Source organism: Microbacterium paludicola (assembly GCF_015235415.1).
Taxonomy (GTDB): Bacteria; Actinomycetota; Actinomycetes; order Actinomycetales; family Microbacteriaceae; genus Microbacterium; species Microbacterium paludicola.
In genome coordinates this window covers 1-21,002 of sequence record NZ_JADGLL010000035.1, presented here as the reverse complement: position 1 = coordinate 21,002, position 21,002 = coordinate 1, and the positions used below count along the sequence as shown (strand labels likewise).

Below are 21,002 nucleotides of genomic sequence, written 5' to 3'. Positions count from 1 at the left end.
AGCGCGGCTATCCTTCGCGCGCTGCTCCCCTCCGCACGCTCGGTGCGACCGGCCCCGTCCTCCCACCCTCGCGCAAGGAGAGTTCATGTTCCGCCTCGCCTGGTTCGTCAACTACGGCTTCGGTCAGTACGGGTGGGGAGGGCGCTGGTCGGGGAACGTCTCGCGCGACGTGGGCAGGCCCGAGCTGTTCATGCACAACACGAAAACGCTCGAGAACGCGGGGTTCGACTACGTGATGCTCGAGGACGCGCCGGTGCTGCCGGACGTGTACAAGGCCAGCCCGGACTACTCGGTCGAGCACGGCATCTTCCGGCTGGATCCGTTCCCGCTCGTGCCGCTGATCGCTCAGGCGACCGACCACATCGGCGTGATCGCGACGATGACGACCTCCTATACGCCGCCGTATCAGGCGGCGCGGTTGACGACCACGCTCGACCACCTCACGAACGGCCGATTCGGGGTGAACCTGGTCACCTCGAGCCCGCACGCGGTGGGGCAGAACTTCGGGCGCGACTCGCACTACGAGCACGACCTGCGCTACGAGATGGCCGACGAGTGGATCGACGCGGTCCGCGCGCTGTGGGACACGTGGGAGCCCGACGCGGTGGTGATGGACGAGCACACTGGCCTGTTCGCCGACCCGGCCAAGGTGCACTACGCGAACTACAACGGCCAGTATCACCGCACCCGAGGCCCCCTCAACACGATCCCCGGCCCCCAGCATCATCCCGTCATCTGCCAGGCCGGCGGCTCCGGCGTGGGCCGCACCTTCGCGGCCCGCAACGCGGACACCGTGATGGCGGGGACGAAGGGCATCGACGGGATGCGCGGCTACCGCGACGACATCACCCGCATCGCGACCGAGAACGGGCGCGACGCGTCGAAGATCAAGGTCGTCCACCTGATCGAGCCCGTGCTCGGCGACACCATGGACGAGGCGAAGGCGAAGGACAGGGCGCGCCAGGAGGCCGCGGCGGCCGACATCGAGGGCAAGCTCGCGGGGCTCAGCTACCTGTCCGGGATCGACATGTCGCAGTTCGACCTGGACGCGCCGCTGCCCGACATGGCGGACAAGGTCAACGGCCACAAGTCGTCGTACGACCAGTTCAACAGGATCGCGCAGTCGGGCAAGACCTTCCGCGAGGCGCTCAGCGGGCGATCGGGGCAGCAGACGATCGAGCTGGTCGGCACGCCGGAGGTGGTGGCCGATCAGATGGAGGAGGCCATGGAGCAGGTCGGCGGCGACGGCTTCCTCTTCGTGCTGCCGTTCACGCGGAAGAACGTCGCGGAGGTCGCCGACGGGCTCGCCCCGGTGCTGCGCCGCCGCGGCGTCATCCGCGACGGCTTCGCCCACAAGACGTTCAAAGAGAACCTGCAGGAGTTCTGATGGCCGAGATCGTCGATGACGGCGTCCAGTTCCGGCGGTCCCTGGAGGCCGTTCCCGCGTTCCGCCGTGCGCTGTTCCCCGAGGGGAGGATCCGCGCGGGCCTCAACGAGTCGCACCTGCCGCCGATCGAAGGGCTCCTCGAAGCGATCGTCACTGAGGTGCCGTTGCTGCACCGCTACGGCGGCCCCGGCGAGGCCGCGATCGAGGCGGTCGCCGAGGCGCACGGCCGCGACGTCGACGAGGTGCTGCTCGGCGCAGGCAGCTCGGCGCTCATCCACACCGTGATCGGATCGGTCTGCGAGCCGGGCGACGAGGTGCTGTTCAGCTGGCTCACGTTCGAGGGGTACCTCGGCGCGTGCCACGCGGCGGGCGCGGTTCCCGTGCCCGTGCCGTGGACCGCGGAGGGCGGGCACGACGTGGACGCGCTGCTCGCCTCGGTCACCGAGCGCACGCGCGTCGTGGTCATCTCGACGCCGAACAACCCCAGCGGCACGCCCCTGTGGCGTACGCAGTTCGACCAGCTCGCGGCGCAACTGCCGCCGCGCGTGATCATCCTGCTCGACGAGGCGTACAGCGAGTTCGGTGGCGATCCCGACGCGTTCTACGGCACGATGCGCACGGATCTGCCCGAGAACGCGGTCGTGCTGAAGACGCTGTCGAAGGCGTGCGGTCTCGCGAGCCTGCGCGCGGGGTTCCTGCTGGGTGCCCCGCGGATCGTGGACGGCGTCTCGCGGATGCGTGCCGCCAATGCCGTCTCGCGGCTCGCGCAGGCGGGCATGGCGTACTGCTACTCGCCCGTCGGACGAGAGCTGATCGCGGCGCGGGTGGACGCGATCGTGACGGAGCGGCGCCGCATCGAGGACGCGCTGCAGCAGCGGGGCATCCCGGCCGCGCGCTCGGAGGGCAACTTCGTGTGGCTGCCGGCGGGCGAGCGGGCGCTCGAGCTGTTCACGCACGTCGCGGACGCCGGCATCCTGGCCCGCGCGTACGAGGGGTACGGCCTCCGGTACACGGTCGACACGGTCGAGAGCAACGACCTCTTCGTAGAGGCAGTCGCCGGATGGTGGACGGCTCGCAGCGCATGACGGGCCTCCACGCCGGGAACGAAGCGTCTGACGGCCCCCTCTCCGCCCTTCGACCGAAGAAAGAATGCCCCTCGCCATGACCGACACGACCCACGTCCCGTCCTCCGCGTGCGGCGCGACGCTCCCGCGCACGGCTCTGGTGCTCTCGAAGGAGCACCTCGAGCTCGCCGGTCCTCCGCCAGAGGGCGCCCGGCTTGCGCTGTGGGATGACCTGGTGGATGGGCGGATCGAGCCGGAATCCGTCGAGTTCGCGTTGTTGGGCGGCTTCCAGTCTCGGGAGCTGCGGGAGCGGCTGCGCGATCTGCCGAACCTCGTGGCTGTGCGCACCGTGAGCATCGGGTACGACTGGCTGGTCGACCATCTGCCGCCGGGCGTCGCGGTGTACAACTCGTCCGACGTGATGACCGACACGACCGCCGAGACCGGGGCGCTCGGCCTGATCGCCGCGTTGCGCGCGTTCCCCGAGCACTTGCAGGCGCAGCGGGACCACCGGTGGATCGGGCACGACCGGCGCGGTGCTACCGAACACGGCGTGCAGGGCGTCGTCGGATCGACGATCCTCGTGCTCGGCCAGGGCGGCGTCGGCCGCGGGATCGCCGAGCGGCTCGAGGCGTTCAAGGCGCGTGTTGTCCGCTTCGCGCGCACGACGCGGACGGGTGCGCGCGGCGAGCGCGTGCACGCGTTCACCGAGCTCGACCAGTGGCTCCCGCTCGCCGACGCGGTGTCGCTCGCGCTGCCGCTGAACGTGGGTACGGAACGCCTGGTCGACGCGGACTTCCTGTCCCGCATGAAGCCGGGCGCGGTGCTCGGCAACGTCGGACGCGGCCGGGTCGTCGACACGGATGCGCTCATCGCGGCAGCGCGTGAGGGCCGCGTCCGGGCGGCTCTCGACGTGGTCGATCCGGAGCCGCTGCCCGCCGACCACCCGCTCTGGGACGTCCCGGGCGTGAGCATCACACCGCACGCGGGCGCATCCTCGCGTCACATGCGCGACAACATCGGCCCCGCTCTGGCGGCCATGGCGGGTGCGTACCTCCGCGGCGAGGACCTCGGCGCCCCTGCGTTCTCGTGAGCGTCGCGGCGTCCGCCCGCGTGCTGAGCGTCTTCCTCGTCTTCCTAGCTCTCGGCGGGCTCACCACCACGGTGCCGCGGTACGTCATCGGCGTGCTCGACGTGCCCATCGGCGCGGTGGGCATCGCTGCCCTCGCGACGGGGATCGGCGGCGTGCTCGGGCGCCTCGTCAGCGGCGTGTTGCTACGACGCTGGCACCCGTCAGTCGTCGCGCTGCCCGCCGTGTGCCTCGCCGCGCTGAGCCTGCTCGTCACGGCCGTGGTTCCGGAGTTGTGGTGGCTGCTCCTGTGGCGGGTGGTGCAGGGCCTCGGCACGGGCGCGTTCCACACGGCCGTCTTCACCCGCGCGATCGGCGAGGGCGGCGGACGCACGGGGCGCGCCATCGCGTTCGCCTCGGTGCCGCTGTTCGCGGGCACCGCTCTCGGGCCCTCTGCCGCCGAGCTGCTGACCCGATTCGTCGGGGTGTCCTGGACCTGGTCGGTGCTCGCGATTCCTGTGCTGGTCGTCGTCGTCCTCACGGCTCTGCAACGTCATGAGACCCTGGCGGCGTCGTCGTCGGCGCCGTTCGTCGTCGCGCAGAGCGCGATCGAGGCGGGGATGTGGCGTCGGCTGGGCAGCCACGCGACACGCATGGTGCACCGGGGAGCGGTGCCCGCGGGGGCGTGCTGGGTGCTGCTGAGCGCGGCGTGGGGCGGCGCCCAGGCGTTCCTGCCGCTCTATGCGCTCGACGTGGGGATGTCCGCATCGGGACCGCTGTTCCTCACGTTCAGCACCGTCGTCGTGCTCGTGCGGATCGGGGGAGCGGGTCTGTTCGATCGGGTGCCCGAGACCCTGCAGGCTATCGTCGGCGGCGCGTGCGCCCTCGCCGGCGCCGGGTTGCTGGCCTTCGTTCCGTCGCCGCCGGCCGTGTACGTCGCGGTGGTCTTGTTCGCCCTCAACACCGCGCTCGGGTTCGGCGCGCTCATGCGCACCGCGACGGCGGGTGCCGACGCGGCGGAGCGCGGGTCCGCGGTGAGCACGTTCAACCTCTCGTTCGACATCGGCGTCGCGCTCAGCACAGCGGGTCTCGGCATCGTGGTGCAGGCGACGGGCGGCTTCGCTGCCGCGTTCGCGATCGCGGGCGGATGCGCGCTCGCGGGCGTCCTGATCGTTCTCGTGCTTCCGGGGCGCGGGCTTCGCCGAGCACTGGCCTCGCAGTCCAGTTAGCTGCCGATTTTCTCGGCGTCCGGCGCCGCTGCCGCGTTGGTCAGGAGGTTGCGGGCGTGCCCTTCCAGTCGCTCAGCACGTGCTCCAGGTGAGCCGCCATCGCACGGCCCGCACCTTTGGCGTTGCCATTTTCCAGGAGATCGAGCAGGTCCAGGTGCTCGCGGGCGGATCGCAGCACGGCGGACTTGTCGGCGAACAGTCGTGTGCGGTCGCGGAGATCGCCGATGGTCTCCACGAGCTGCGCGTTTCCGAGCAGCCCTGTCAGCCCGAGGTGGAAACGGCGGTCCGCCTCGAGGAAGGCGACGATGTCGCCGCCGTCGGCAGCGGCCATGATCTCGTCGGCGGTCGGGCGGAAGCCGGCGATCGCCGCGGGCATCCCCGCGTCGGCAAGGCGCGTCATCGCCGGTACCTCGAGCATCATGCGCACTTCCAGGACGTCGGCGCGCTCGCGTTCGGTCAGCTTCACGACGCAGAATCCGCGGTTGGGCACGGCGGAGACGAGGCCCCGGTTCTGGAGCTCGAGCATCGCCTCCCGCACCGGGCTGTTCGAGACCCCCAGTTCTCGGGCGAGCAGACTGACCGAGTAGATCGAGCCGGGACGGAGCTCACCCGAGACGATGCGCTGACGCATGATGCCGACCACCTGGTCGCGGAGGCTGACGCGATCGATCAGCAGGTCGGTCGTCAGCTGCTGCATCGCCGGTCCTCTCGCCCTCTCATCCGGCCGGGCATCACAGCGCCGGCTGTCGCTCCCGCGCCGACCAGCGGCGATGGATCCTTTCGCCGATGACGACATCCTCCCACGACATGCCCGTGCTCTTGAACACGACAGGACGTGAGGGATCGAGGCGCACCACACCGCGGACGGCGTCCGCCATGGAGATGAGCCGATCGGGAGCGAGATGGCCCTCTTCGACGGCCATCACGACGTCCCCGGCCTCGGCCAGCGCCGTGCCGATGTCCTCGACGACGACCTGGGACCGGCCCAGCAGGGCGCCGTCCAGCTCCCGCTCGTCCGGCAGGTGCGAGCCGACCGCCACGATGACGGCGCGATCGCCGACCATCGCGGAGCCGAACAGCGGTGCCGCGGATGTTGTCGTGCAGAAGACGACGTCCGCAGCGCCGAGCGCCGACTCGTACTCCGGCGTGCCGATGAGCACGGTGCGCGGTGCGGCGCCGGGCGTCGCCGGCGCCGGGCGGTCGGTGCGCACGGCGTACGCGATGTCCGTGATCGCACGCCGCCGGCGCAGGGCGGCCGTGAGCGCGTGCACATGCGCGGCCGCCTGGGCGCCGCTGCCGAACGCGAGCACGCGCAGCGGCCCGCTCTCCGTCTGGAGGCGCGGGAGGATCGCCGCGAGCGACACCGCGGCCGTGCGCACGGCCGTCAGCGCGGCGCCGTCCATGATCGAGACCGGGCGCAGCGTGCGCGCGTCGAACAGGACGAACGTGCCCTGGATCCGCGGCACCTCCGGGGGCAGGCTCTGCCCGCCGACCGTCACGAGCTTGACGCCGATGACGGAGCGGACCTCGGACGGCATGATCAGCAGCTGGCCGCGCGTCAGATCGAGCGCGGATCGGCGCGCGTCGATCGCCGGGTCGACGCCGTCGCGCAGCGCCTCGGCGATCGCGGCCACGGCGTGCTCGGGGGGCAGCAGCGCGGCGATGTCCTGGGCGGACAGCTGCGGGATCATCACCTCCTGGCTCATCTCGGCTCCGTGCGTGCGGCGAGATCCGAGAACAGGTCCACGAGCAGACGCATGCCGAACCCGGTCGCGCCCTCGCCGGAGAGCTCCTGCTGCTCGAAGGCCCACGACGGCCCGGCGATGTCGAGGTGCGCCCACGGCAGCCCCGGCGCGACGAACTCCCGGAGGAACATCGCCGCCGTGATCGCTCGCGCCGACGGCTGGTAGGGGAAGTTCTTGACGTCGGCGATGCGCGACTCGATCGTGGGCTGCATCCAGTCCTGCATCGGCAGCCGCCACATCGGCTCGCCCGAAGAGGCCGCGGCGCGCTCGACGAACGGCACGCCGTCGTCGTTGCCGAGGAGGGCTCCCATGCGAGGCCCCAGCGCCACCGTGGCACCGTAGGTGAGCGTCGCGACATCGATCAGCAGGGACGGTTTCCGCTCGGAGGCGAACGAGAGCGCGTCGGCGAGGATCGTGCGCCCCTCGAAGTCGGTGTTGAGGATCTCGATGGTCTTCCCGTTGCGTGCCGTCACGACGTCGCCGGGCCGGATGGCATCCGGGCCGGGCATGTTCTCCACGATCGGGAGGAAGGCGCGGACGTGCAACGAGGGCGCCACGTGCCGCAGGAAGGTCATGGCGTGGGCGATCACGGCGACGCCGGCCATGTCGGAGTTCATCGAGATCAGTTGATCCGGGCTCTTGAGGGAGAGCCCGCCCGTGTCGTAGGTGACGCCCTTCCCGACCAGGCAGAGGTCGACGTCGCCTCCGGCGCCTTTGTGCACGAGCTCGACCATGCGGGGGTGTTGCGCGGACCCCTGGCCGATCGCGATGATCCCGCCGGCGCCCTGATCCGCGAGCCACGCCGCGTCGCGCACGACCGCCGTGAGTCCGTGCTCGGCGGCGAGCGCCACGAGGTGGTCGGTCAGCGCCGCCGGGGTCATGACGTTCCCGGGTTCGTTCACCACGTCCCGCACGAGGGTCACCTGCCGGGCGATCTCGAGCCCCTCGCGCCACGCCTCGGACGGCTCGACCGGAACCCACTCCGTGGCGACGCCGGCCGCCGCGGAACGGTGCTTCCGGAACGCGTAGCCACCCAGCACGAGCCCTTCGGCCGCCGCCCGATCGAGAGCCGGGCGGGGGAGCGGGCCGTCGGCGATCGTGCCGAGGTCCACCACGACCTCCGGCAGGTGGCCCAGGGCGCGACCCGCCGCGGCGAAGGCCGTGCGCACGCGCGCGGCGGTGAGCTCGGCGCGCGCGCCGACGCCGACCAGCGCGACGGGCCCATCGTCCTGCTGTACCAGCACGATCTGGCCAGGTGCACCGGTGAACCGGGCCGCCTCCAGGAGCGGTGCGAGCGCCGCGTCGACGGGATCGGACGAGGGGAACGGGAGCAGCCGGCTCACGGGCGTCGCTCCGTCGCGGTCCGAACGCGCGCCACGACCTCGATCTCGAAGCGATAGGGCGGCACCAGGCGGGCCTCGATCGTGCTCCGAGCGGGGCGGGGCTCGGGGATCCGTGCGCGGTAGACCTCGTTGAACACGGGCACCAGCGAGATGTCGGTCACGAAGCAGGACGCCTTGACGATCGAGGAGAGATCGGAGCCCGCGTCTGCGAGCACGCTCTCCAGCGCCTCCAGCGCGAGTTCCACCTCCGCGGCGAAGTCGTCGGGCGTCGCCCCGGTCGTGGGATCGATGCCGACCTGGCCGGCGGTGTAGACCAGATCGCCGACGACGACTGCCGGCGTGAGGGTCGCGCCCGCGCTCGCGTTGATGTGGGTGATCGTCATCGTGGCTCCTTGCTCAGCCGATGCTGTCGGTGAAGGCGCCGCGGTACGCGGCGGCCGGGTGGCGGTCGGGAAGGTGCGGGCCCTCGCCGAAGACCTTGTCGCGGAACGTCCCGGGGGCGTACTCGCGCTGCGCCATGCCGCGCCGCCGCAGCTCCGGCATGACCTGCTCCGCGAAGTCGGTGAAGTATCGGTGGAACATGGCGTCGGCCACGTTGATGCCGGAGACCCCGGCGTCCTGCCACCGCTCGATCACGTCCGCGATCTGCTCCGGCGTCCCCACGGTCGGGGGGATGTCGGTCGCCGCGGCGATCTGGCGCGGCGTGGCCGTCGTCCTGCCTTCGGCGCCGCTCGCCGCGCCGAAGATGCCCTTGGCCCCCGGTGCGTGCGAGATGTCGATCTCCTCGTCCAGGTCGTAGTAGCCGAGGTCCATGCCGAGGATGCCGCCCGACTCGACGACGTGACCGCGCGGGTTCACGTACTCGAGGATCTCCTCGTGCCGCCGCTTCGCCTCGGCCTCGGTGGAGCCCACGACGAAGCGGAGCAGCTGGATCACCTTGACGTCGCCGGGGCGGCGCCCGTATTCGGGCAGCAGCGCGTCGAGCTGCGCGACGAGCTGGGCTGCGTCCTCGGGCGTGCGGGTCATGATCAGCAGCGCCTCGGCGTGCTGCGCGGCCAGGCGCAGGGACCGCGGGGACATGCCCGCGGTGTAGAGGAACGGCACGCGCTGCGGGCTGGGCGCGGACAGATGCGGCCCCTGCACCGAGTAGAGCGGGCCCCGGTGGTTGATCCGGTAGATCTTGGACGCGTCCGCGTAGATGCCTCTCGCCGCGTCCCTGACGACCGCGTCCATCTCCCAGGATCCCTCCCACAGCGAGAAGACGACCTTCAGGTACTCGTCCGCGCGGGCGTATCGCTCCTCGTACGTCGGCATCTGGTCGAAGTTCATGTTGCGGAAGCTGTTCTCCAGCCCCGAGGGCACGATGTTCCACGCGACGCGGCCGCCCGTGAGCTGGTCGAGCGTCGAGGCGAGCCGGGCGAGCTCGAACGGATGTGCCTGGATCAGTGAGCTCGTGAACCCGAGCGAGATGTGCTCGGTGACGCCCGCGAGCGCTGCCGCGACGATGAGGGCGTCGCCGTTCGGGAAGTTGTTCGCGCCTTCCGCGTGCGCCCGGTGGCTGCCGCCGAACGGCGCCATCAGCCCCAGGCCATCGGCGATGAACAGACCGTCGAACTTCGCGGCCTCGATCGTCTTCGCGACATCGAGCCAGGTCTGCATCGAGTCGATCGGCGACGCCTGGCCCCACGGTGTGCGCCACAGCCCCTCGTAGTGGTGACTGGGCGTGATCTGGGTGAAGGCGTTGAAGATCATCCGGGGCCGCGATGCGGCGCCTGTCGTGACCATGCGTCGACCCCTGTCAGCCGATGGCGTCGGTGAAGGCGCCGCGGAGCTTGGCGGCCGGGTGACGCTCGTTGAGGAATGGGCCGTCCCCGAAGACCTTCTCGCGCACCGTCCCCGGTGCGTACTCGCGTTGCGCGATCCCGCGCTTCTGAAGCTCCGGCATGACGTGGTCGGCGAAGTCGACGTACGCGCGGCTGAACAGGTAGTCCCCGACGTTGATGCCGGTCACGCCCGCGTCGCGCCACTGCTCGATCACGTCCGCGATCTGCTCGGGCGTGCCGACCACGGGCGGCACGGCCGCGGCCGCGGCGATCTCGCGCGGCGTGGCCGTCGTGCGTCCCTTGCCGAGGGTCGCCTCTCCGAAGATCCCGTGGAAGCCGGGTGCGGACGAGATGTCGACCTCCTCGTCCAGGTCGTAGCCGGACAGGTCCATGCCGAGGATGCCGGCGGATTCGACGAGGGTGCCGCGGGGGTTGATGTACTCCTTGTTCTCCTCCCACTTGCGCTTGGCCTCCTCCTCGGTCGAGCCGACGACGAAGTGCAGGGCCTGGATGACCTTGATGTCCTCGGCACGGCGCCCGTACTCTCGCGCGTACGTGCCGAGGTCCTTGACCATCCCGGCGGCATCCTGCGGCGTGCGCACCTGCATCAGCATGGCCTCCGCGTACTTGGCGGCGAGGCGGACGGAGTTGGACGAGACGCCCGCCGTGTAGAGGAACGGCACGCGCTGCGGCGTGGGCTCGTTCATGTGGGGGCCGGTGACCTTGAAGCGCTCGCTGGCGTGGTTGATGCGGAAGATCTTGGAGGGGTCCGCGTAGACGCCGCGCTCGGCGTCCTTGACGACCGCGTCGAGAGCCCACGAGCCCTCCCAGAGGGAGAAGACGACGTCGAGGTACTCCTCGGCGCGCGCGTAGCGATCGGCGTTCGAGGGGACCTCGTCGATGCCGACGTTGCGGTGGGAGCTCAGCGTCGAGCCGGGCACGATGTTCCATGCCGCGCGGCCCTTGGTGACGCGGTCCACCGTCGATGCGAGGCGCGCGAACTCGAACGGGTAGTTCTGGATGAGGGCGCTCGTGAACCCGAGCGACAGGTTCTCCGTGACGGCGGCCAGGGCCGCGGCCATGATGATGGCGTCGTCCTCGGGGAACGAGATCGCGCCCTCGGCATGGGCTCGGTGATCACCGCCCCAGGCGCCGTAGAGACCCATCGTGTCCGCGATGAAGAGGCCGTCGAACTTCGCCGCCTCGATCCGCTTCGCGATGCCGATCCACGTGTCCAGCTCGTCATACGGGTTCTCCTGGCCCCATGGCGAGCGCCAGAGGCCCTCGAAGTGATGACCGGGCGTGAGCTGGACGAACGCGTTGAACATCATCCGCGGCGGAGTCGACATGTCCTGGAACGGCCTTTCGAGGAGTGGAAGGGGCGTGCGAGGGAGCCGCGACGCCCGGGACTATCGGTAGTATGTCACACGCAATATTGCGGGAGGGTTACAGAGTCCTGCGACGAATGTGTCGTGCTGATCCCGGCCGGGCCGTGATCACGCGGGCCCCCTGGTTCGCTGTTTCGCGGGCGTAAAAGGTTGATGACGCAACCTGTGTGGGTTACGTGTGATGTGTAATATTGCGGCTCACCCGCTCCTCCACTCAGATCCCGGGGGTCTCACCATGTCCGTCCTGCTCGCGCACCGCTCACGCCGGACCTCGGCTTCACTCGCCGCGCTCGCGTTCGTCACCGCCGCCGTCATGCTCACGGCCTGCACCGCGCCGCCGCCGGAGCCGGGCGGCGAGAGCACCGCGGACGGCGCGATCAACGTCGGCTTCACCGTCGCGCCGACGACGCTCGACCCGGCTTCCGGATGCACGCTCGACGACGCCCGGCTGACGTCGGCGCTGTACGTGCAGCTGGTGCAGAACGGCGTCAAGGACGGCCCGGATGACACCGAAGAGGTCGACCCGACCGTCGTCGAGCCGTACTTCGCCTCCAGCTGGGACGTCAGCGACGACGGCCTCACCTACACGTTCCATCTCAACGAGGGATGGACCTTCCCCAGCGGCGAGCCCATGGACGCGGAGGCGGTCAAGTACTCGCTCGAGCGCGCGAACACGATTGCCGGCTGTGGACAGGCGATCATCAACGACCTGTACACCGACCCGCTGTTGATCCAGGAGATCACGGCGGTCGACGACGCGACCGTCGAGATCGACCTCGACCACCCGGACCCCGACTTCCTGCTCGCGATGGCCACCAGCGCCGCGTCCATCGTGGACCCGTCGCTCGTCGAGGCGAACGGCGGTGTCGCGGAGGCGCTGCCGAACGAATGGCTCACGACGAACGAGGCCGGCTCCGGCCCGTACCGACTGACCGAATACGAGCCCGGCACGCGTGCGGTGCTGACGCGGGACCCCGACTTCCAGGGTGAGCCCGGCGCCTCTGAGGTCATCAACGTCAACTGGATCCAGTCCGACTCGGCCATGCAGCTGCAGATCGAGAACGGCACGCTCGACATCGCGCAGGGACTGACGAAGACCTCGGCCAAGGCGATCGAGGACAAGGGCGAGCTGAAGGTCGTCACGAGCTACGCGACCGCCAACATGCAGTTCCTGATGCCGAACGACACCGCGCCGTGGGACAACGCGAAGCTGCGTGAGGCGGTGACGTACGCGATCCCGTACCAGGACATCCTCGACAACGTCCTCCAGGGATACGGCCAGCTGTACTACGGTCCGATCCCGCCGACCATGCCCGGATACGACGACTCCGTGGCCGGTGCGCGCACGTACGACCTCGACAAGGCGAAGCAGCTGGCGGAGGAGAGCGGCGTCGAGCTGCCCGTCACGGTCGAGCTGGACATCCTGTCGTCCGACCCGACACAGAGCTCCATCGCCACGATCCTGCAGGGTGCGCTGTCCGAGATCGGCATCGACCTGGAGGTCAAGGCCATGAGCGAGGCCGAGTGGGGAGAGGCCGTCTACGGCCTCACCGCGCCTTCTGCGCTGCGCCTGGACGGCCCCGCGATCTTCGGCGCCGGGTACTACCTGCAGTACGACGAGGTCTGCGATTCGGCGTGGAACACCGGCCGGATCTGCGTGGAAGGCAACTCGGAGCTCCTCGCAGAGGCGCGCGGCGCCCTGAGCGAGGAGGACCGCGACGCCGCCCTGTCGCAGCTGCAGGAGAACTGGGTGGCGGAGTCGCCCAAGGTGCCGCTGTACCTCGACGGCACCGCCGTCGTGATGGCGTCCGGCTTCCAGTACCGGTGGAGCCCGACCACGGACATGCGGTTCTGGGCCGTCGGCTGACGGCGCCCATCCCCTTGTGCAACGAGGGAGCCGTCGACCGGGCAGCCGGTCGACGGCTCCCGTCCCCAGGAAGGTCGAGATCATGAGCTCCATCACGCAGGCGGTGGCTCCACGCGGTGCGCCGGTGTCGCGCGGTCCGCGCGCGGGCGTCGACGGCCAGGCGCTGCTCGCCGCCGCGATCTTCATCGCGTGCGTCGCGCTCGCCGTGTACGGGCTGTTCGCGCAGGACCGTGCGATCAAGGTGAGCGTGGCGGAGGCGCTGCAGGCCCCGGGGCCGTCGCACTGGTTCGGAGCGGACGCGCAGGGGCGCGACGTGTTCGCGCGCGTCGCGGTCGGCACCGGCATCGCATTCCTGAGCGGCCTGATCGCGGTCGCGATCGGCGGCGGTCTCGGCCTGCTGGTGGCGCTGCTGTGCGGGCTCGGGCCCCGCTGGCTGGACGCGGTGCTCATGCGGCTCGCCGACGCCGTCCTCGCCTTCCCGCAGTTCCTCCTGGCGCTGGCGATCTCGATGGCGGCGGGCGCGAGCCTACAGACCGCGATCGCGGCGATCATCGTCACGGTGGTGCCCGTGTTCGCCCGCACTCTCCGCGCCGAGGCGCGGCGCAGCGTCTCGGAGCCCTTCGTCGAGGCCGCGCGCACGATCGGCGTCCCGGTCGCGGTGATCGCCGTCCGTCACGTCGTCCCCTACGTGTCGACGACCCTGATCGTGCAGATGGCGGCGAACTTCGGCAATGTCGTGCTGACGCTCGCCGGCCTCAGCTTCGTGGGCCTCGGCGCGCAGCCGCCGACGCCGGAATGGGGCGCGATGATCACCGAAGGGCTGCAGAATGCGCTCAGCGGGCAGTGGTGGATCGGCGTGTTCCCAGGCCTCGCGCTGCTGATCATGGTGGTCGGGGTGAACCTCCTCGCCGACCGGCTCCCGGCCCTGATCGGCGCGCGGCGGGCGGGTCGCGCATGATCAAGCGCATCGGGCTCCAGATCGGCGGCGCGCTGCTGACCCTCGTGCTCGCCTCGGTCCTGTCCTTCGTGATCCTGCGCATGCTGCCCGGCGATCCGGCGCGGCTCATCGTGGGGCCGCTCGCGAGCGACGCGGCCGTCGAGGCGATGCGCGTGCAGCTCGGGGTCGAACAGCCGATCTTCCAGCAGTACGCGTCGTACATCGGCGGGTTCCTCACCGGTCAGTGGGGCTTCTCCTACAGCAACGGCGCGGACGTGGCGACCGTGATCAGCATGCGCCTGCCGGCCACCCTCGAGCTCGCGATCTTCGCGTTCGTCTTCGCGGTCGCCGGGGCGCTGGTCGTCGCGACGCTGGCGACCTATTTGCGCTCGTGGGCTGCGGGGCTGTCCAAGACGCTCGCGCTCGTCGGGCTGGGCACCCCGCCGTTCTGGCTCGCGCTGGTCCTGATCCTCGTCTTCGCCGTGAACGCGGGGGTCCTGCCCGGGCCCGAGGGTCGGCTCTCGCGGTGGCTCGCCCCGCCGCCCTTCGTGACGGGGCTGTACACGATCGACGCGCTGCTCGCCGGCGACCTCGTCGTGCTGTCGGATGCGCTCGCGCACCTGGTCCTGCCCGCCATCGCACTCGGGGCGGTGCCCTGGGCGTTCCTCGTGCGGCTGCTGACCGCCAATCAGCTCGATGTCATGAGCGCGTCGTTCGTCGTGGTCGTGCGCAGCAAGGGCAAGTCGCGCTGGTCGGCGCACACGCGACACGTCGTGCACAACGCGCTTCTGCCGACCATCACGTCCGGCGGCGTGATCCTCGCGACGCTGATCACCAGCAGCGTGCTCATCGAGCAGACGTTCGACTGGCCCGGGATCGGGCGAGTGCTGGTTGAGGGCATCCAGCGGCAGGACTTCGGCATCGTGCAGGTCTTCATCCTGCTCAGCGCGTTCATCTACGTCGGCGCGAATCTCGTCACCGACTTCATCCTCGAGCTGGTCGACCCGCGGCTGCGGGTTCAGAGACAGGGGGCCTGACATGGCGCAGGAAATCGCCGCATCGGGGACGGCGGGTCCGAACGCGGCACCACGTGCGGTGCTCGCGCTCGACGACGTGCAGGTCAGCTACGGCACGACGCTCACCGTGCGCGGCGTGACGCTCACCGTCGCGCCGGGCGAGAAGGTCGGGATCGTCGGCGAGTCGGGATCCGGGAAGTCGACGCTCGCGCTCGCCGCGATGGGGCTGCTCCCGGCCGGAGGGGCGGTCACCGGCGGCTCCGTCTCCGTCGCCGGGCGGGAGATCTCGGGGCTGCGCGAGCGCGAGCTGGATCGCCTGCGCGGCAAGAGCATGTCGCTCGTGTTCCAGGATCCGCTCAGCGCGCTCGATCCGGTCAAGTCCATCGGCAGCCAGATCGGCGAGGCGATCCGCGCGCACTCGCGCGGTCTGTCACGCGCGAAGGTGCGCGCGAGGGCGATCGAGCTGCTGAACGCCGTCGGCGTCCCCGAGCCGGCCCGCAGGCTCGGGCAGTATCCCCACGAGTACTCGGGCGGCATGCGCCAGCGGGTGCTCATCGCGATCGCCATCGCGAACGACCCGGCCGTGCTGATCGCGGATGAACCCACGACGGCGCTCGACGTGACGACGCAGGCCCAGGTGCTTGAGCTGCTCGACACGCTGTCCCGCGAGCGGGGCATCGCGGTCGTCCTGGTCAGCCACGACATCGGCGTGATCGCCGAGTTCTGCGATCGCGTCGTCGTGATGTACGCCGGCCGCGCGGTCGAGCAGATCGAGGCGTCCGGCCTGTTCGGCGCGAGCGCGCACCCGTACACGGTCGCGCTGCTGGACTCGCTGCCCCTCCCCGGCCGGGACCGCGGCGAGGAGCTCGCCTGGATCCCCGGTGCGCCGCCTGCCATGTCGCGGATGCCCGGCGGATGCGCGTTCTCGCCGCGCTGCGCCTGGGCGACCGATCACTGCCGCGCCGAGCGACCGGAGCCGCGCGACGTGTCCGCCGGTTCCGCCCCGCAGGTCGTCGAGTGCCATCGCGCGGAGGAGGTCCGCGCGGTCCGTGCCGCGAGCGACGAGGAGGTCCGCGCGGCTCTGTCGGCCGAGATCGGGGACATCCGCTCCGCTCCGGCGACCAGGGAGGACGCACGATGACGATCGAGACCGCGCAGCGGGAGACGGCCACGGAGCGCGATCCCGTCCTGGTCGTCGACGGGCTCGGGAAGACCTACAGCCGCCGGGCGGACGGCTACCGCGTGCTCAAGGACGTGAGCTTCCAGGTGCTGCCGGGGGAGACGCTCGGGATCGTGGGTGAGTCCGGCTGCGGAAAGTCGACGCTGGCGCGCGCCATCATGCGGCTCGGCGGCATCTCCGAGGGGTCCGTTACGCTCGGCGGAACCGAGCTGTCGGCGGCGCGGGGTCGGGCCCTGCGGCGCCTGCGCCGGCGGTTCCAGATGGTGTTCCAGGATCCGTTCGGATCGCTGGATCCGCGGATGACCGTGCTCGAGATCGTGGAGCAGCCGCTCAGGACACACCGCGTGGGGGACCGCGGGGAGCGCAGGGAGCGGGCCAGGGAGGTGCTGCAGGCGCTCGGCCTCGGAGAGGACTTCTGGCAGCGCGTGCCGAGCCAGCTCTCCGGCGGTCAGCGTCAGCGGGTGGCGATCGCGCGCGCGATCGTGCTGCGCCCGGACATCACCGTGCTGGATGAGCCGATCTCCGCCCTCGACGTGTCCGTGCAGGCGCAGGTGCTGAACCTCCTCAAGAAGGAGCAGAAGGCGCTCGGGCTGACGTACGTCTTCATCGCGCACGATCTCGCGGTGGCCGAGTACTTCGCCGACCGGGTCCTCGTGCTCTATCTCGGCCAGGTCGTGGAGGAGGCGCCTGCCGAGGAGCTGTTCGCGAACCCGCAGCACCCCTACACGGTCGCGCTGTTCTCCGCGGCGCCCGATCCCCGCGCGGCCGATCGGAAGCGCCGCATCACGCTCGCGGGGGAACCGCAGGCCCGTCGGCCGGACCAGGGCTGCCCTTTCGCGCCGCGCTGCCCCGTCGGCAGGGACCGCGAGAAGTGCCGGACCGAGGCGCCCGGGCTTCAGCCGTTGGCGACGGATGGACACCGCGCGGCGTGCCACTATCCCGCGGAGCTGCGGCCCTGAGACCCGCGGGCGGTCGCGTTCTGGGGTCGCGGCCGCCCGCGATCACGCACGATGAGAGGGGCGGTGCCATCTGTGGATGGCACCGCCCCTCTCATCCGGCGGTCAGATCGCCGCCTGGTCGATCTCGCGGAGGTGGCGGTAGCGGCCCTTGAAGAAGAGCAGGGGCTCGCCGTCGTGCCACCGCTCGGGGCTGAGCTCGGTGACCTTGCCGATGACGATCAGGTGGTCGCCGGCGTCGTGCTCGGCCCACAGCTCGCAGTCGACCCACATCAGGGTCTCGGCGATCACGGGGTTCCCGGATGCGGCGGGCGACCAGTCGATGCCCGCCCACTTGTCGGTGCCCTTGCGGGCGAACTGGGCGGACACGTCCGTCTGATCGCGCGAGAGCACGTTGACCGCGAACCGGCCGGTCGGCGCGATCCTCGGGTAGGTGGTCGACGTCTTCATGACGCTGAAGGACACCAGCGGCGGGTCGACGGAGACGCTGTAGAACGACTGGCAGGTGAAGCCGATGGGCTCATCGCCGTCGTGACCGGTGACGATCGTGATACCGGACGCGTAATGGCCCAGGACGTCACGGAAGCGGCGGGCATCGATCTCTGTAGTGGTGGGCGCAACGGTTTGCATGTTCACTCCTCTCAGCGGGTTGGTCAGCCGGTCAGGAGTGAGCGGGGGATGTCGTGCCCTGGGCCACGAGGGCGAGGCGCGCGAAGTTCGTCGCGTACTCGCGCGCCGCCTGCTCGACGACCTCGTCCAGTTGCTCCATCTGGCTCAGGGCCAGATAGAAGCCGCGTCCCGGCACGATTGCCCCCAGTTCCGCGAGCAGCGGAGCGAGGGTCACCGTCGGGCCCATGGCGTGCGTGAAGTCCGCCCCCGTGTGCACCGGGATCGCCGTCACGCCCGCCAGCCCGTTGGCCGGGTAGCGGTCGAGGAAGGCCTTGAGCAGGCCTGTGTACGTCGCCTTGTACGTCGGCGACGCGAACAGCACCAGATCGGACTCGGCGACGGACGCGTTCAGCGCCGCCAGCTTCTCCGAGGGCCAGGCGAAGATCTCGTCCGTGTGATCCGCGAGGTCGATGACCTCGAGCTCGTAGCCGGGTGCGAGGAGCTTCTCGACGAGCAGCTCGGCGACCTTGCGGGTGCGTGACTGCGGCTTGGGATTGCCGACCACGACGGTGACCTTCAGGGACATCCACTTCTCACTTATCTGCCGATTGTCAAAGATCGGAGAAGCGGTCGCACAACGCCGTCTGGACGTGGAGCAACCGACTCTCCACACACCTCCGGGGTCTTGTGGCCCGTGGTGCCCGCAACGGCTTACGCTGCATCGCCCAGTCTGCCGCATGCCGTGTTACACGCGTGTATCGTTTCGTGCCTCTCGTCAGGAGAGCGCGCCTCGAGCCACCTCGAGCCCACCCGGCGGGGAACCCGCCGGCCGCGTCTACACCTGCGAGAACCGAGTACCGGCTCTGGGCAGGTCGTTATGACACTCCGCGACATCATGCTTCATGCAGTCCTTCCGCGGAGATTGAGTGGGACGGCCAGCTGTCGGGCGCGGCGAGCTATCGCCGACATGAGTCATGCCGACGCTGTCGAGTGGTCTTCCTCCGGTGCGCCTGCCGTCAGCGGGTCGAACGGCTTCTTGCCCTGAGCGAGGACGATGATGAAGCCGACTGCAAGCCAGGCGATGCCGATGATCTGAGCGATAATGGGGGCTCATCGCATTTGAGCGTGTAGCGGTCTTGTCGTCGGCGCTCGAAAACTGGACAGTAACGGCGCTCGAAAAGTGAACACTCAACGATTGGAGTGTGATCACTTTGGAGGACTGGGCACTGATCCGCAGGCTCGCTGCGGAGGGCGTCTCGAAGGCGGCGATCGCGAAGCGGCTGGCAGTGTCGCGAACGACCGTCTACGCCGCGCTGGCGTCTGATTCGCCGCCGAAATACGAACGGACACCGGCGGCGACGTCGTTCACGCCGTTCGAGGAACGTGTGAAGGAGCTGTTGCGTGAGACTCCGGACATGCCGGCGACGGTGCTGGCGGAGCGGGTCGGCTGGTCCGGCTCGATCCGCTGGTTCCGCGACAACGTGAAGCGGCTGGCGACCCGAGCAGCGCCGCGTCGACCCCGCCGACCGTCTCGTCTGGGAGCCCGGGGATGCGGCGCAGTGTGATCTCTGGTTCCCGCCGCGGAAGATCCCGCTGGAGGACGGGACGGCGAAGCTGCTGCCGGTGCTGGTGATCACCGCCGCGCACTCCAGGTTCATCGCCGGCCGGATGATCCCGACGCGCAAGACGGAGGATCTGCTGCTGGGCACCTGGGAGCTGCTGCAGCAGATCGGCGCTGTCCCGCGCCGGTTCATCTGGGACAACGAGCCCGGCATCGGCCGCGGGCAGCGCCGCGCGGAGGGCGTCGCGTCGTTCATGGGAACGCTGGCGGCGAAGCTGGTGCTGCTGCCGCCGCGGGATCCGGAGTCCAAGGGGATCGTCGAGCGCCGCAACGGCTGGTTCGAGACATCGTTCATGCCGGGCCGGACGTTCGCTTCCCCGGCGGACTTCAACGCCCAGTTCGCTGACTGGGTCGACCGCGCGAACGCCCGCACCGTCCGCACACTTCGCGCGTCCCCGGCGGCACGCATCGAGGTCGATCGGGCGGGCATGCTGCCGTTGCCGCCGGTCCCGTTGCACTTGGGTTGGCGCAACCGGGTCCGGTTGGGGCGGGACTACTACGTCCGCGTCGACACGAACGACTACTCCGTCGACCCGCGAGCCGTCGGCCGGCTCGTCGATGTCAGCGCGGACCTCGACCGCGTCAGAGTCCGCCTCGACGGGCACCTGGTCGCCGAGCACGAGCGGGCTTGGGCGCGCGGGATGACGATCACCGAACCCGCCCACCTCGCGGTCGCGAAGACGTTGCGGGAACAGTTCCGCACCCCACGTCCGGTCGCCGTCGGGGACGACCTCACCCGGGACCTCGCGGACTACGACCGCGCGTTCGGCATCGGAGGGACGCTCTGATGGCGAAGCAGACCGAGGCGGTCAAGCAGCTCACCTACCTCGCCGGGGCGTTGAAGGCGCCGCGGATCCTCGAAGCCGCCGAGCGTCTCGCCGAGCAGGCCAGAACGGCGAGCTGGTCGTTCGAGGACTACCTCGCCGCCGTCCTCGAACGCGAAGTGTCCGCCCGCAACGCCTCCGGCGCCCGGCTGCGGATCCGCGCCGCCGGGTTCCCCGCAGTCAAGACCATCGAAGACTTCGACTGGGACCAGCAACCGACCGTCCGGCAGCAGGTCGCGCAGCTCGCGTCGGGGGCGTTCCTGCACGAGGCGCGCAACGTCGTCCTGCTCGGCCCTCCCGGCACGGGAAAGACCCATCTCGCCACCGCGCTCGGCGTCATCGCCGCCCAACAAGGACACCGGGTCCTGTTCGCCACCGCCACCGAATGGGTCACCCGCCTCTCCGACGCCCACCGCCAAGGTCGCCTCGAGCAGGAGCTCGCACGGCTGCGGCGTTACGGGCTGATCATCGTCGACGAGGTCGGCTACCTCCCGTTCGAGCAGGACTCCGCGAACCTGTTCTTCCAACTCGTCTCATCCCGCTACGAACACGCGTCGCTGATCCTGACGTCTAACCTGCCGTTCTCCGGCTGGGGCACCGTGTTCGGCGACCAGGTCGTCGCCGCCGCGATGATCGACCGCATCGTCCACCACGCCGACGTCATCACCCTCAAAGGCGCCAGCTACCGGCTCAGAGGCCACGGCCTCGACAGCCTCCCCAGCACCCGCCCCGACATCACCGACCCGGCTGACTAAACTGCCCGCAACCGTTCACTTTTCGAACGCCGGAACCGTTCAGAATTCGAGCGCCGCCGACAGGTCTGAGCGTCGCGGTGGCCGGGTAGGCGTCGAGGTCTCCCGGAAGATGGAAGTTCCTACGCTCGCCATCTCAAGAAGACCTCGACGGTGATCAACGCTACATTCGCGACCCCGGACCTGACCACG

The 21,002-nt window shown here is 70.2% G+C and carries 18 protein-coding genes and 1 pseudogene; 11 read left to right on the top strand and 8 right to left on the bottom strand.

Features of this window, described 5'->3' with window-relative positions; all coding sequences use genetic code 11:
• The first annotated feature begins 85 nt into the window (after nt 1–85).
• The 4 genes from IR155_RS12280 (at nt 86) to IR155_RS12265 (ending at nt 4,749) form a co-directional block, all read left to right on the top strand.
• Complete coding sequence (locus IR155_RS12280) at nt 86–1,387, top strand: NtaA/DmoA family FMN-dependent monooxygenase (RefSeq protein ID WP_135115116.1); 1,302 nt, start codon at nt 86–88, stop codon at nt 1,385–1,387.
• The gene (locus IR155_RS12275) at nt 1,387–2,472 is read left to right on the top strand and encodes an aminotransferase class I/II-fold pyridoxal phosphate-dependent enzyme (protein WP_135115115.1); all 1,086 of its coding nucleotides are present in this window, start codon (nt 1,387–1,389) and stop codon (nt 2,470–2,472) included. Before IR155_RS12280 ends, IR155_RS12275 begins: the two co-directional genes overlap by 1 nt.
• Before the next feature lie 76 nt (nt 2,473–2,548).
• Nucleotides 2,549–3,544, top strand: a complete 996-nt coding sequence (locus IR155_RS12270; RefSeq protein WP_167760781.1) for an NAD(P)-dependent oxidoreductase — start codon at nt 2,549–2,551, stop codon at nt 3,542–3,544.
• Nucleotides 3,541–4,749: an MFS transporter gene (locus tag IR155_RS12265; RefSeq protein ID WP_167760780.1), complete on the top strand. Its 1,209-nt coding sequence runs from the start codon at nt 3,541–3,543 to the stop codon at nt 4,747–4,749. The genes IR155_RS12270 and IR155_RS12265 overlap by 4 nt, the downstream gene beginning before the upstream one ends.
• 40 nt (nt 4,750–4,789) lie before the next feature.
• On the opposite strand, the gene IR155_RS12260 is transcribed toward IR155_RS12265, so the two are convergent.
• The 6 genes from IR155_RS12260 to IR155_RS12235 are packed head-to-tail and all read right to left on the bottom strand — an operon-like array spanning nt 4,790 to nt 11,009.
• The gene (locus tag IR155_RS12260) at nt 4,790–5,446 is read right to left on the bottom strand and encodes a GntR family transcriptional regulator (RefSeq protein ID WP_167760779.1); all 657 of its coding nucleotides are present in this window, start codon (nt 5,444–5,446) and stop codon (nt 4,790–4,792) included.
• A gap of 34 nt (nt 5,447–5,480) precedes the next feature.
• The gene (locus IR155_RS12255) at nt 5,481–6,455 is read right to left on the bottom strand and encodes an ornithine cyclodeaminase family protein (RefSeq protein WP_209306774.1); all 975 of its coding nucleotides are present in this window, start codon (nt 6,453–6,455) and stop codon (nt 5,481–5,483) included.
• The gene (locus IR155_RS12250; RefSeq protein ID WP_135115111.1) at nt 6,452–7,837 is read right to left on the bottom strand and encodes a M17 family metallopeptidase; all 1,386 of its coding nucleotides are present in this window, start codon (nt 7,835–7,837) and stop codon (nt 6,452–6,454) included. The genes IR155_RS12255 and IR155_RS12250 overlap by 4 nt, the downstream gene beginning before the upstream one ends.
• The gene (locus IR155_RS12245) at nt 7,834–8,220 is read right to left on the bottom strand and encodes a RidA family protein (RefSeq protein WP_135115110.1); all 387 of its coding nucleotides are present in this window, start codon (nt 8,218–8,220) and stop codon (nt 7,834–7,836) included. Before IR155_RS12245 ends, IR155_RS12250 begins: the two co-directional genes overlap by 4 nt.
• Before the next feature lie 13 nt (nt 8,221–8,233).
• On the bottom strand, nt 8,234–9,622 hold the full coding sequence (locus IR155_RS12240) for an NtaA/DmoA family FMN-dependent monooxygenase (RefSeq protein ID WP_135115109.1): 1,389 nt from the start codon (nt 9,620–9,622) through the stop codon (nt 8,234–8,236).
• A 13-nt stretch (nt 9,623–9,635) separates the two neighbouring features.
• Nucleotides 9,636–11,009 carry an NtaA/DmoA family FMN-dependent monooxygenase gene (locus IR155_RS12235; RefSeq protein WP_135115108.1) on the bottom strand — a complete coding sequence of 458 codons (1,374 nt, stop codon included), beginning with the start codon at nt 11,007–11,009 and terminating at the stop codon, nt 9,636–9,638.
• A 274-nt stretch (nt 11,010–11,283) separates the two neighbouring features.
• On the opposite strand from IR155_RS12235, the gene IR155_RS12230 reads away from it, so the two are divergent.
• From IR155_RS12230 to IR155_RS12210, 5 genes are all read left to right on the top strand, one after another.
• Nucleotides 11,284–12,915 (top strand): ABC transporter substrate-binding protein, encoded by a 1,632-nt coding sequence (locus IR155_RS12230; RefSeq protein WP_167760778.1) that lies wholly within the window; start codon nt 11,284–11,286, stop codon nt 12,913–12,915.
• Between the two features lie 82 nt (nt 12,916–12,997).
• Entirely contained in the window at nt 12,998–13,873 is an 876-nt protein-coding gene (locus tag IR155_RS12225) for an ABC transporter permease (RefSeq protein ID WP_135115106.1), read from the top strand.
• A complete protein-coding gene (locus IR155_RS12220; RefSeq protein ID WP_135115105.1) occupies nt 13,870–14,889 on the top strand; it encodes an ABC transporter permease in 1,020 nt (339 codons plus the stop codon). The genes IR155_RS12225 and IR155_RS12220 overlap by 4 nt, the downstream gene beginning before the upstream one ends.
• A 1-nt stretch (nt 14,890) precedes the next feature.
• Entirely contained in the window at nt 14,891–16,009 is a 1,119-nt protein-coding gene (locus tag IR155_RS12215; protein ID WP_135115104.1) for an ABC transporter ATP-binding protein, read from the top strand.
• Complete coding sequence (locus tag IR155_RS12210; protein ID WP_135115103.1) at nt 16,006–17,007, top strand: oligopeptide/dipeptide ABC transporter ATP-binding protein; 1,002 nt, start codon at nt 16,006–16,008, stop codon at nt 17,005–17,007. Before IR155_RS12215 ends, IR155_RS12210 begins: the two co-directional genes overlap by 4 nt.
• A gap of 102 nt (nt 17,008–17,109) precedes the next feature.
• On the opposite strand, the gene IR155_RS12205 is transcribed toward IR155_RS12210, so the two are convergent.
• Together IR155_RS12205 and IR155_RS12200 are read right to left on the bottom strand one after the other, a co-directional pair.
• A complete protein-coding gene (locus tag IR155_RS12205; RefSeq protein WP_135115102.1) occupies nt 17,110–17,634 on the bottom strand; it encodes a flavin reductase family protein in 525 nt (174 codons plus the stop codon).
• Between the two features lie 31 nt (nt 17,635–17,665).
• Nucleotides 17,666–18,199: an NADPH-dependent FMN reductase gene (locus tag IR155_RS12200; protein ID WP_167760777.1), complete on the bottom strand. Its 534-nt coding sequence runs from the start codon at nt 18,197–18,199 to the stop codon at nt 17,666–17,668.
• Nucleotides 18,200–18,824: 625 nt separating this feature from the next.
• Between IR155_RS12200 and istA the strand changes: the two are divergent.
• Nucleotides 18,825–20,022 (top strand): annotated as a pseudogene (gene istA / locus IR155_RS12195) (IS21 family transposase).
• Nucleotides 20,022–20,813 carry an IS21-like element helper ATPase IstB gene (gene istB / locus IR155_RS12190; protein ID WP_135115101.1) on the top strand — a complete coding sequence of 264 codons (792 nt, stop codon included), beginning with the start codon at nt 20,022–20,024 and terminating at the stop codon, nt 20,811–20,813. The pseudogene istA and the gene istB overlap by 1 nt, the downstream one beginning before the upstream one ends.
• Nucleotides 20,814–21,002: the final 189 nt, after the last annotated feature.

What these genes read in the sequence shown, in the direction of transcription:
- IR155_RS12280 (WP_135115116.1), top strand. Translation starts at nt 86, where the DNA reads ATGTTCCGCCTCGCCTGGTTCGTCAACTACGGCTTCGGTCAGTACGGG.
- IR155_RS12275 (WP_135115115.1), top strand. Translation starts at nt 1,387, where the DNA reads ATGGCCGAGATCGTCGATGACGGCGTCCAGTTCCGGCGGTCCCTGGAG.
- IR155_RS12270 (WP_167760781.1), top strand. Translation starts at nt 2,549, where the DNA reads ATGACCGACACGACCCACGTCCCGTCCTCCGCGTGCGGCGCGACGCTC.
- IR155_RS12260 (WP_167760779.1), bottom strand. Translation starts at nt 5,446, where the DNA reads ATGCAGCAGCTGACGACCGACCTGCTGATCGATCGCGTCAGCCTCCGC.
- IR155_RS12255 (WP_209306774.1), bottom strand. Translation starts at nt 6,455, where the DNA reads ATGAGCCAGGAGGTGATGATCCCGCAGCTGTCCGCCCAGGACATCGCC.
- IR155_RS12245 (WP_135115110.1), bottom strand. Translation starts at nt 8,220, where the DNA reads ATGACGATCACCCACATCAACGCGAGCGCGGGCGCGACCCTCACGCCG.
- IR155_RS12240 (WP_135115109.1), bottom strand. Translation starts at nt 9,622, where the DNA reads ATGGTCACGACAGGCGCCGCATCGCGGCCCCGGATGATCTTCAACGCC.
- IR155_RS12235 (WP_135115108.1), bottom strand. Translation starts at nt 11,009, where the DNA reads ATGTCGACTCCGCCGCGGATGATGTTCAACGCGTTCGTCCAGCTCACG.
- IR155_RS12230 (WP_167760778.1), top strand. Translation starts at nt 11,284, where the DNA reads ATGTCCGTCCTGCTCGCGCACCGCTCACGCCGGACCTCGGCTTCACTC.
- IR155_RS12225 (WP_135115106.1), top strand. Translation starts at nt 12,998, where the DNA reads ATGAGCTCCATCACGCAGGCGGTGGCTCCACGCGGTGCGCCGGTGTCG.
- IR155_RS12220 (WP_135115105.1), top strand. Translation starts at nt 13,870, where the DNA reads ATGATCAAGCGCATCGGGCTCCAGATCGGCGGCGCGCTGCTGACCCTC.
- IR155_RS12215 (WP_135115104.1), top strand. Translation starts at nt 14,891, where the DNA reads ATGGCGCAGGAAATCGCCGCATCGGGGACGGCGGGTCCGAACGCGGCA.
- IR155_RS12210 (WP_135115103.1), top strand. Translation starts at nt 16,006, where the DNA reads ATGACGATCGAGACCGCGCAGCGGGAGACGGCCACGGAGCGCGATCCC.
- IR155_RS12205 (WP_135115102.1), bottom strand. Translation starts at nt 17,634, where the DNA reads ATGCAAACCGTTGCGCCCACCACTACAGAGATCGATGCCCGCCGCTTC.
- IR155_RS12200 (WP_167760777.1), bottom strand. Translation starts at nt 18,199, where the DNA reads ATGTCCCTGAAGGTCACCGTCGTGGTCGGCAATCCCAAGCCGCAGTCA.
- istB (WP_135115101.1), top strand. Translation starts at nt 20,022, where the DNA reads ATGGCGAAGCAGACCGAGGCGGTCAAGCAGCTCACCTACCTCGCCGGG.